Raw genomic sequence first — 9,893 nt, forward strand, 5'->3', positions numbered from 1 at the left:
CGGGGTGGCCGGTGAGTACAGGGCGGTCACCGCGGCGCTCGCCGTCCAGGCGGCGTTCAGACTCGGTGCCCACAGCGCGGGCGGCAGCGCGGGCAGGGTGCGCAGCACGGCGTTGGGCGCGGTGGCGGCGTGCACCAGCATGATGGGGCTGAGGTGGCCGTGCGTGGCGTAGCGGTTCGCGGCTGCCCGGACGAGCTCTGCCAGCACGTCGCGGGCCTCCTCAGGTGTCGCTGCCGGACGGAGTGCGGCGGTCGCCGCCGTCCATCCGGGCGTTGCGGTCAGCTGCGCGAGGCCGTCGCGGAAGCCCCTGTCCTGGTCCGCGATCGACGGGATGCCGTCCAGTGCCTTACTTGGGCAGGCGGTGCCGCCCGGCGCAGCGCCGCCGGGCGTCGGCAGGCTGCGGGCCGCCCAGTAGGCGAGGCCATGGGCCAGTTCTGCGGTACGCGGGTCGGTGCTCGGCCCGGCGCTCGCGTCGTTGCCGTGGTCGTCGTCCAGGAGGGTGCGGACGGCATGGCCGACACGGATCACCGGGTGGGTGGCACCGGCGGCGATGCCCGGCAGCAGGCGTGGCCACCACTGCACCAGCACCTCGCGCCACGGCCGGCCGGCGGTCTGGCGAACGAAGTGCGCCGTCCAGTCGCCGATCCGGCGGGGATCACCCAACGCTTCCCGCCATCCGTCCTCGGTGATCGGATCGGTGGCGCGGGGCAGGTCCTCCAGCTTGTCCCGGTAGTAGTCCAGCCAGCGGTGCACGGTGGCCGCGTGACCGTTGCGGACCAGCGCCTCCACCGCCATCGGACCGTGGTTGGACAACCAACCGTCGCGTTCAGGTCCATAGTGGTGCAGTCGCTGGAGAGCTTCGTCGAGGGCCCCGGTCTTGTCCATGCCCCCGACGCTAACGACCGCGACGACCTTGCGTAACAGGCTGGAGACCTACACCTACAGGCCTAGGTTCAAGTGCCGGTGACTCAAGTTCTGTCCTGCCGAGTGATGGTGACGGTGTGCGGTGCAGGTGGTGTCCCGTCGCGATGGTCGGCCCGTTTGAGCGTCGAGTTGGCCAGCCGTGGGCCAGGCGGGTCGCGTCACGGGCCAGCGGCTCCTGGCTGATCGGGCGGTTCAGAACCTCGACGATCCTCTTCGGCCGCATGGTTCGGCTTCTCCTTCTCAGCGCAGTTGTTCGGCCAGTCCGACGATGATGCCCTCCGGGCCGCGGACGTAGCAGAGCAGATAGCTGTCCTCGAACCGGGCGATCTCGCCGACGAGTTCGGCGCCGTGAGGGCGCAGGCGGGCAACGGTGTCCTCGATGTCGTCGACGGCGAACATGACGCGGTGCGTGCCCAGAATGTTGTGCGGCCGGTTGCGTGGCCCGGCGCTGATCACCGCGGGGCTGCGGTACTTCGCCAGCTCGAGCCGGCTGTGACCGTCCGGGGTCCGGACCATCGCGATGTCACAGCGGACGCCGTCGAGTCCGGTGCACTGGTCGGCGACGGGGCCCTCGACCTCCGCCCTGCCCTCCAGCTCCATACCGAGTTCGACGAAGAACGCGATGGCGGCGTCCAGGTCCTCGACGACGATGCCGACGTTGTCCATCCGCTGAATCGCCATGCTGGTCTCTCCTACTTCCTCGTGCGGCCGGTGGTGGCCGCTGATGTCCCTGGGACGGAGCCGGTGGCACGTTCTCGACATCCTCAGACCGCCGAACTCCGAAAAATCTGGATCACGCCTCGGTACCGCTACGGCAGACCCGCGAGCCAGGCCCCACCACCAACGGTGAGTGCGACGCGGGTGGCCGCTCCCATGAAGACGATCAGCCGCAGCGTGTTGTCCCCGCTTGCGGGAGGGCGCCATGATGCCCACCGACGGGATCGACCAGCTGCGCGACAAGGACGCGATCCTGCTGGGCGCGGTGGGATACCCGGGGGTGCCCGACCATGTCTCGCTGTGGGGGCTGCTGATCCCGATCCGGCGCAGCTTCCGCCAGTACGTCAACCTCCGCCCCATCCGCGTCTTCGAAGGCATCGACAGTCCGGTGCGCGGTGCACGGCCGGGCGAGGTCGATTTCGTCGTCGTGCGCGAGAACATGGAAGGCGAGTACAGCGAGGTCGGCGGCCGGCTCAACCGAGGCTTCCCGGACGAGATCGCCGTGCAGGAGGCCGTGTTCACCCGGGCCGGCGTCACACGCGTGCTGGACTACGCCTTCACTCTCGCCTCCCAGCGCGGCGGCCGCCTGACCTCCGCGACCAAGTCGAACGGCATCGTGCACACCATGCCGTTCTGGGACCAGCTCGTCACCGAGCGGGCCGCCTCGTTCCCGCAGGTCGCCTGGGACCAGGAGCACATCGACGCGCTCGCGGCCAAGTTCGTCCTCGAACCAGCCCGCTTCGACGTCGTCGTCGCCTCCAACCTCTTCGGCGACATCCTCAGCGATCTGGCGGCCGCGGTCGCCGGATCCATCGGCATCGCCCCGGCGGCCAACCTCAACCCCGAGCGGGACTTCCCCTCGATGTTCGAGCCGGTGCACGGCTCCGCGCCCGACATCGCGGGCCAGGGCATCGCCAACCCACTGGGCGCCATCTCGTCCGCGGCCATGATGCTCGACTACATCGGCTATCCCGCCGCGGCCAGGGACATCACGGACGCGATCGCCTCCGTGCTGGCCAAGACCGATATCCGCACCCGTGACCTGGGCGGAACCGCGACCACCGCCGAGTTCACCGACAAGCTGACCGAGCTCCTCTGAGCCACCTCCCCTCGGTGGGCGGCAGGGACGACGACGCCCACCGCTCACCGGGCACTCCCGCGCGCCCTCTCCCTTGTCCCGAGCCGCGCCCCCACCGTCCCTCCCTCGCGGAGAGGACCGTTCCGCGTCCCGGTTGCGCCCCCGTTCCTCAAGGACCTCAACGAGGAGGAACACCCACCAGCGAGATCACCGTCACCCTGAAGGCTTGGAGGGAATCAAGGTGTTGCTTCCCTCCAAGCCCTCAGGGTGAAAACCTCAGTAGCGACCCTCGTCACACGGACCGGTGAGGGCCCGCCCTGCGCGAGACGCAGTCAGGGGCGCCGAATGTTCCTGCCCGGCCCCGGGCGAGGGGAGACTGAGCACCTGCCACAGGCGACCGAGGTTGACCGTCTCCGTGGCCGGTGCGGGAGTTCAGCCACGGGCGGATGCTGACGAGACAGGCGGGGAGGAAGCCGTTCTTGACCTCGTCCCCACGGGCGGGCGCCCAGCCCAGGCTCTCCCCCGAGAACAACCATGTCGTTCCCGGATGAGAGAGCGCGGCCCGCCCCGGCAGAAACCGAGGAATTCGCTCAGCGCCTCGGTCGACGGGACTCGCTCGCGGTCCACCCGTTCCGGGTCGATGCCGGTGAGCGCGGTGCAGCAGGCGGGCAGTCGGGGACTGGTCACGGGCCGCACCAGCGCCTCGAACTCCTCGGCGACGGAGAAGTCCTCGCGCAGCCGCGGCGCACCGATCCGCACGATCTCACGAGGCTGCCCCGGTGCCGCCCGGTCGTGCTCGAGCGCCCCTGCCATGACGTGAACTCAAGGTCGAGCACGAAGCGCGTACGCAAGGCGTCTTTCTCGGGCACCGATCGCCGCAAGGCCACTACGCGTGATGGCCGGCGTGTCCGTCATGCGTCGGGGACACCTGCTTCTCCTGCGTCCAGAACCAACACGGCGACGTGCAGGGACGTGCGCTGCAGACCTGATTCGAGGTCGCAGCCGAGGAGCCGTTCGATGGTGTGGAGGCGCTGGTAGTACGCCTGCCGGGACATGCCGGCGCGTTTCGCCGCGACCGACTTGTTCCCGGCCGCCGCCAGATAGGCGCGCAGTGCCGGGAGCAGATCGCCGCTGTTGCGGTCGTCGTGCTCGATGAGGCGGGTCAGTTGCCGTTCCGCGTATCGCTGAAGACGGGTGTCCTCCCGCAGGACGCCCAGCAACTCCGGCAGCCGGACGTCGGCGGGGACGTAGAACCACCGCTCCGGAGAGGCTCGTGTGATGGCCTCGGCCGTCTGCTCCGCCTCCTGCCACGAACGGGCGATGCCGGCAAGGTCGGTCACCCCGGGGCCGACGGCGACGACGGCCTCCGGTCCGAGCTCCTCGCGGGTCAGACGGCCGATCCGCTCGGCGACCGGCTGCCAGGCGCTCGCCTGTGCCAGTGCCAGAAGTACGCCGATCCGGCCCGGGGCCGTCTCGCCGACCAGGGCGCGGACGCCGGTCTGCGCCAGCGCCTTCGCGATCCGTTCGTCGAGGTGCTCACCCTCGGTGCCGGTACAGGTGTGGCGGATGACCACGGCGAAGAGCCGGTGCCCCAAGGCCGGGAGCCCCAGTGCCTCGGCGCGGGCGCGCGCGTCCGCGGGAGAGCGGAAACGCCGTTCGTACAGGTCCCGCAGTACGGAGCGGTGGGCCCGGCGTTCCCACCAGGCCGGCCCGGCCAGGCGCGCCATGGTCAGCGCGACCGCCGCACGCTCCAGCACCAGGACGTGTTCCGGGTCGGGCTCGGCGTTCAGCCGGCCCTCCAGCAGGACCAGCCGCCCCCACAGCCCGTGGTGGTCCTGCACCGGCGCGATCAACCACCCCTCCGGGCCGCTCGGCGTGATCCTCTCCGGCGTAGGGACGGCCCGTGAACGCCGCGACCAGGCCGACACCACCGGCTCGTACGGCCGGCCGAGCAGCTCGCACATCAGGACCCGGTGGGTGAGATCCTCCAGCACCACGGGGGCTCCGGTGAGCTCCGCGGTGGTGTGCACCAGTTCCTCGGGGTCCGCGCCCCGCAGTGTCAGGGCGGTGAAGATGTCCTGGATGTCCCTCCCGCGACGCAACAGGGCCCCCTGGGCGTCGAGGATGACCGCGTGCACCGTCTGCGTGACGTCGATGAACCGGACGCCACGGGCGAGCTCGACCAGCGGCACTTCACGGGCACGGCACGCCGCCACCAACTCGTCGGGCACCTTCCGGTACCGGTATCCGAGCTCCACGATCAGACCGGCCGCGCCGACGTCGGCAAGCTGGTCGACGTAGCCGCGCAGCTCGGAGGCGTCCTCGGGATACGGCATGCCGGTCGTCAGCACCAGCTCGCCGCCCTCCAAAAACTCGGCAGGGTTGAGCAGCTCGGTGACATGTACCCAACGCACCGCCCTGTCCAGCTGTGCCTCACCGGCCAGCACGCGTGGCATCCCTTCTGCAAGCACGGGCAGACGCAGTACCTCCGTAATGGTGGGGAAATACCCGGTTGCGGGGCGTCTGGGCGGCATAGGGGGTGCTTTCATCCGAGGGGATCGGGCTCACCCTCGCACCGGCCACTCACCGTGACAAGGGGGTGGCCGGCATTTGGTGCAGCCCGGCCGTCCGCAATGACAGACCGTCTCGAGAAGGCCCCAAGGTAGAACACAGTGTGGGTTGACCTGCAGGTTCCCTCGGGCCGAGAGTGAACGCCATCCCCAGCAGGACCCGAACCGGAAGGGACCGCACGGTGTCCGCACCATGCTGGGGCCCGACTGCCACCCAGACCACACCATCGGAAGGAGCGACCTCATGCGCATCCCGAAGCGCGTCGCCGTGATCGGTGCCGGCAGCATGGGCAGCCAGGCCATGTGGCGATTGGCCGCCCGCGGAGCCGAGGTCATCGGCTACGACCGGTACGCGCCAGGTCACGACCGCGGCGCGGCCGGGGGCGAGAGCCGCATCTTCCGATCCGCCCACCTCGGCGAACCCGGGTACATTCCGCTGCTGCGGCTCGCGGACGGGCTGTGGGAGCAGCTCCAGGCGGAGACGGGCCGGACGCTGCGACGCCGCAGCGGCTGCCTCGTGATGGGAGAGACCGCATCACCGGCCATGCGCCTCCTCCTCTCTTCCAGCGCCGCCCATCTTCTGGATCACGAGGTACTGGAGCGGGAGGAACTCGCCCGCCGTTACCCGCAGCACCGCCTCCCGGACGGACACGCCGCCGTCCTCGACCGGATGGGCGCCATCATCCGGCCCGAGGCGTCGGTCCAGGCCGCCGCCACCCACGCCGAACAGCTGGGCGCTCGGCTGCACCGCTACACCCCGGTGCGGGAGATCGCCCCCGCGTCGGGAGGCGGCGTACAGATCGTCACCGACCAGGGCACGGACCACGTGGACGCCGCCGTGGTGACCGTCGGCCCCTGGATCAACACACTGCTCCCGGACCTCCCACGGAGCATCGAGGTCCGCCGGGTGGTCTGCTCCTGGCACCTGCCCACCCGCCACGACTGGTTCACGGGCGGAGCTCCCCCCTTCGTCCGCGCCACACCACACGACTGCTTCGGGCTCCCGTCGCCGGACGGCGTCTCCGTCAAGCTCGGTCTCTCCTTCGCACGCCATCTGCCGGTGCCCGAGCCCGAACGTCTCGACCGTACGGTCCGCCGCCCCGAAGAACTCGGCACCTTCCACGAGGTCATCGCCGAGCTGATGCCCGACCTGAACCCCGACCCCATCAGGATGTCGGCCTACATGGAGGGCTACACGGAGTCCAAGAACCCGCTCGTCGGTCATCTCCCCGGCGAGGACGACATCATCGTCATGGCCGGATTCTCCGGCAACGGCTTCAAGCTCTCGCCCGCGATGGGCGAGATCGCCGCCGATCTGGCGCTCGACGGCACCACTGATCACCCCATCGACTTCCTCGCTCCGGCAGGAGTCGGCGCCGCCTGATCCGCGGCGATGCCGACGGCATCGCCCCCGCTCACCTCGACACCTCTGTCATAGGCATGCCTAAAGAAGGCATACCCCGGCCGTAACCAGTTCGCCTGAGCAAAGACAGGAGCATCCTCATGCCTATCCCCTCGCTTCAGTTCCGACCGAAGTACGTCTCGTTCGACTGCTACGGCACGTTGATCGAGTGGCCGATGACCCCCATCACGCGTGAGCTCGTCGGCGACCAGATCCCCGCCGAGCACTGGGACCAGTTCGTCCGGGAGTTCCGCGGCTACCGCTACGACCAGGTCCGCGGCGAGTACTACCCCTACGAGGAGGTGCTGCAGGACTCCTTCGAGCGGGTCTGCCGCAAGTGGGGTGTGAAGGCCGCGCCGGACGCGGGCAAGCGGTTCGCCGACGGCGTGCGCAGCTGGGGCCCGCACGCCGACGTGCCGGAACCGCTGAAGAAGATGGGCGAGAACTACAAGCTGGTGATCTTCTCCAACGCGGGGGACGCCTTCCTGGAGGAGAGCGTGCCCCGGCTCGGGGCGGACTTCCACGCGGTCTACACCGCGGAGCAGGCCGGCTACTACAAGCCCCGCTATGCCGCGTTCGAGTACATGCTCGACCAGCTCGACGCATCCCCCGAGGACTTCGTGCACGTCTCCTCGCACACCCGCTACGACCTGATGCCGATGCACGACATGGGCTTCCGCAACCTGATCCTCCTGGACCGTGGCAACGACCCGGTCACCCATGGCTACGACTACGTGACGGTGAAGTCCCTGGACGACCTCAACACCATGCTCGGCATCTGACTCGCGACGCACACCGTCCCGCACGGACAGCCCCGAAGGACCCCTGCCGAGCTGGTCGGCGACGCCCGCGTAGAACTCGACGTACCGGGCTGAGGACGACGGCCTCGGCCGCGTCATCGACCCGACCGACGGCGTGGAGCACACGGTCCACGCCCCGGCCGGCGGACGGATCTCCTACAGCATGCACGGCCCTCACCGCCGTCGCCGGCGCGGGCCTCAGATCCCACAAGGCAGCCCCCGACCTTGGATCCCCATCCCCAACCGTCCCTCTTTCCCCGTAGCACCACCCTCAGGAGGCACACCATGAGAGACGCCCGTATAGACCGCAGGCTCTTCCTGCGCGGCGTCGGCGGAGCCACGGCGGGTCTCGCCGCCGCGACCGCCCTCAGCGCCTGCGGCACCGGCACCAGCCGCAGCGCTTCCACCGGCACCGGTGGGAAGGACAGCAAGACGGTGGTGGTCCGTGACAGCGGCGGTTCGTTCGGTGCTGCTTTGCAGAAGGCGGTCTATACGCCGTTCACGCGGGAGACCGGTATCGGTGTCAAGGTGCTGAATCTGGACGATGCTCCGCTGCTGGCGCAGATCAAGCAGGGCCGGCCGCAGTGCGACCTCATCAACAACTCGATGATGTCGCACCACAAGTATGTGAAACAGGACGCCCTGGAGGCGCTGGACCTGGACCGGCTCAAGAGCCTGAAGAGCGCGAAGATCCCCCAGAACCAGATCACCGAGCACGCCGTCGGCTTCAGCTTCTACGGCCAGTGCATCGCGTATCGCACCGATGCCTTCGGTGGCAGGAAGCCGCAGTCGTGGGCGGACTTCTGGGACACCAAGGCGTTCAAGGGCGGGCGGGCGATGGTCAGTCCGGACGGTGACCTGCCGGAGCTGGAGTTCGCGCTGCTGGCCGACGGCGTGCCGATGGACAAGCTGTATCCGCTGGATGTGGACCGTGCTTTCAAGGTGATGACCCGGCTGCGGGCGGACATCAAGAAGTTCTGGGACAGCGGCCCGCTGCCCGGTGTGCTGCTGAGCCGGCAGGAGGTGACGATGTCGACCGTGTGGGACGGGCGGATCGCCGATCTGCAGAAGCAGGGCGTCCCCGTGGAGCGGCAGCTCAACGGCATGCGCCGTCAGTTCTCCGGCTACGCCGTCGCCAAGGGTGCGGCCAACGCGGACAACGCCTACCGGTTGATGGACTTCGCGCTGCGGGCCGAGAGCCAGGCCGACCTGGCCAGGGCCTTCTCGTCGAACCCGTCCTCTCCGCTGGCCTACGAGCAGCTGTCCGAGGAGGAGCGCAACGCGCTTTCCGGTGCGCCGAAGTACTACGACCAGGGTTTTGACACGGATATCGACTGGTGGCTGAAGAACGAAGCGGCCGTCACCAAGCGCTGGCTGGAGTGGGCTCGTGGCTGAATTCGATGTGGTCACACCGTCGGTGAAGGCGGCCGGCGGCCTGCCGGCCACCGCGACGGGCAAAGCGCTGTCGGTGGTGGCCCTGCGCAAGACGTACGGGGACGTCGTCGCCGTCGACGAGGCGTCCATGGAGATAGAGGCGGGTGAGTTCGTCACCTTCCTGGGCTCTTCGGGGTCGGGCAAGACCACGACCCTGATGATGATCGCCGGGTTCTGCGAACCCGACTCCGGCACCATCACCGTCGGAGACCGGGATGTGACGCGGCTTGCCCCGCAAAAACGCAACCTCGGTTTCGTCTTCCAGCAGTATCTGCTGTTCCCGCACATGACGGTCAGCGAGAACGTCGCCTTCCCGCTCACGCTGCGCGGAGTGGCGAAGAGTGAGATCCGCAGGCGGGTCGGGGAGACGCTGGAGATCGCGGGCCTGTCCGGGTTCGGCGGCCGCAAGCCGCGCGAGCTGTCCGGCGGCCAGCAGCAGCGTGTCGCCCTGTGCCGGGCACTGGTCTACCGCCCCCCGGTCATCCTCATGGACGAACCGCTGGGCGCCCTGGACAAGAAGCTCCGCGACCAGCTCCAGGTCGAGATCAAGACCATCCAGCAGGAACTCGGCCTGACCGTCATCTACGTGACCCACGACCAGGAAGAAGCACTGGTCATGTCCGACCGGATCGCGGTCATGCGCAACGGCCTGATCGAGCAGTTCGACACCCCCCGGGAACTGTTCGAACGCCCCAAGACCCCCTTCGTCGCGGACTTCCTCGGCGCCGCCAACTTCCTGCCCGGCCGCATCGAACAGCACACCGACGAACACACCCTGGTCCGCCTCGACGAGTCCGGAGGCCTGCTCAAGGCGCGGCGTCATGACCTCGCTTCCGGCAAGGAGGTCAAGGTCGCTGTGCAGCCGGGCCGACTGCACGCCTGCGCCGCCGACGACGGGTTCTGTACCGGCACGGTCGAGACCGCCACCTACGTCGGCACCCTGGTCCGCGCCGGCGTGCGCATCGACG

Annotated in this window: 8 protein-coding genes and 1 pseudogene; 5 read left to right on the top strand and 4 right to left on the bottom strand. The window is 69.1% G+C overall.

Translation table 11 applies throughout. The annotated features are described in order from the left end of the window. Positions 1-885: questin oxidase family protein (locus tag AWZ10_RS33270; protein ID WP_060892862.1), on the bottom strand; the 885-nt coding region annotated here is incomplete at its 3' end. Positions 886-1,164: 279 nt separating this feature from the next. Continuing rightward, positions 1,165-1,605, bottom strand: coding sequence for a VOC family protein (locus AWZ10_RS33275; RefSeq protein ID WP_060892863.1), 441 nt, complete (start codon positions 1,603-1,605; stop codon positions 1,165-1,167). Between the two features lie 211 nt (positions 1,606-1,816). Between AWZ10_RS33275 and AWZ10_RS33280 the strand changes: the two are divergent. Continuing rightward, positions 1,817-2,740 (top strand): annotated as a pseudogene (locus tag AWZ10_RS33280) (isocitrate/isopropylmalate family dehydrogenase); the annotation flags it as partial. Positions 2,741-3,151: 411 nt separating this feature from the next. Here AWZ10_RS33280 and AWZ10_RS48570 read toward each other — a convergent pair. Next, positions 3,152-3,532, bottom strand: a complete 381-nt coding sequence (locus AWZ10_RS48570; protein ID WP_234360797.1) for an exonuclease domain-containing protein — start codon at positions 3,530-3,532, stop codon at positions 3,152-3,154. 98 nt (positions 3,533-3,630) lie between these two features. Continuing rightward, entirely contained in the window at positions 3,631-5,268 is a 1,638-nt protein-coding gene (locus AWZ10_RS33285; RefSeq protein ID WP_425264520.1) for a PucR family transcriptional regulator, read from the bottom strand. Between the two features lie 265 nt (positions 5,269-5,533). Between AWZ10_RS33285 and solA the strand changes: the two genes are divergently transcribed. The 4 genes from solA to AWZ10_RS33305 all read left to right on the top strand — a co-directional run. Next, positions 5,534-6,673 (top strand): N-methyl-L-tryptophan oxidase, encoded by a 1,140-nt coding sequence (gene solA / locus AWZ10_RS33290; protein WP_060892865.1) that lies wholly within the window; start codon positions 5,534-5,536, stop codon positions 6,671-6,673. A 119-nt stretch (positions 6,674-6,792) separates the two neighbouring features. After that, the gene (locus tag AWZ10_RS33295) at positions 6,793-7,473 is read left to right on the top strand and encodes a haloacid dehalogenase type II (RefSeq protein ID WP_060892866.1); all 681 of its coding nucleotides are present in this window, start codon (positions 6,793-6,795) and stop codon (positions 7,471-7,473) included. Positions 7,474-7,776: 303 nt separating this feature from the next. Beyond that, a complete protein-coding gene (locus tag AWZ10_RS33300; RefSeq protein WP_060892867.1) occupies positions 7,777-8,886 on the top strand; it encodes an ABC transporter substrate-binding protein in 1,110 nt (369 codons plus the stop codon). Then, positions 8,879-9,893 (top strand): ABC transporter ATP-binding protein (locus tag AWZ10_RS33305; protein WP_060892868.1); only part of this gene is annotated, 1,015 nt, incomplete at its 3' end. The genes AWZ10_RS33300 and AWZ10_RS33305, both read left to right, overlap by 8 nt.

The organism is Streptomyces europaeiscabiei (assembly GCF_001550375.1).
Classification (GTDB): Bacteria; Actinomycetota; Actinomycetes; order Streptomycetales; family Streptomycetaceae; genus Streptomyces; species Streptomyces europaeiscabiei.

What these genes read in the sequence shown, in the direction of transcription:
- AWZ10_RS33275 (WP_060892863.1), bottom strand. Translation starts at nt 1,605, where the DNA reads ATGGCGATTCAGCGGATGGACAACGTCGGCATCGTCGTCGAGGACCTG.
- AWZ10_RS48570 (WP_234360797.1), bottom strand. Translation starts at nt 3,532, where the DNA reads ATGGCAGGGGCGCTCGAGCACGACCGGGCGGCACCGGGGCAGCCTCGT.
- AWZ10_RS33285 (WP_425264520.1), bottom strand. Translation starts at nt 5,268, where the DNA reads ATGAAAGCACCCCCTATGCCGCCCAGACGCCCCGCAACCGGGTATTTC.
- solA (WP_060892865.1), top strand. Translation starts at nt 5,534, where the DNA reads ATGCGCATCCCGAAGCGCGTCGCCGTGATCGGTGCCGGCAGCATGGGC.
- AWZ10_RS33295 (WP_060892866.1), top strand. Translation starts at nt 6,793, where the DNA reads ATGCCTATCCCCTCGCTTCAGTTCCGACCGAAGTACGTCTCGTTCGAC.
- AWZ10_RS33300 (WP_060892867.1), top strand. Translation starts at nt 7,777, where the DNA reads ATGAGAGACGCCCGTATAGACCGCAGGCTCTTCCTGCGCGGCGTCGGC.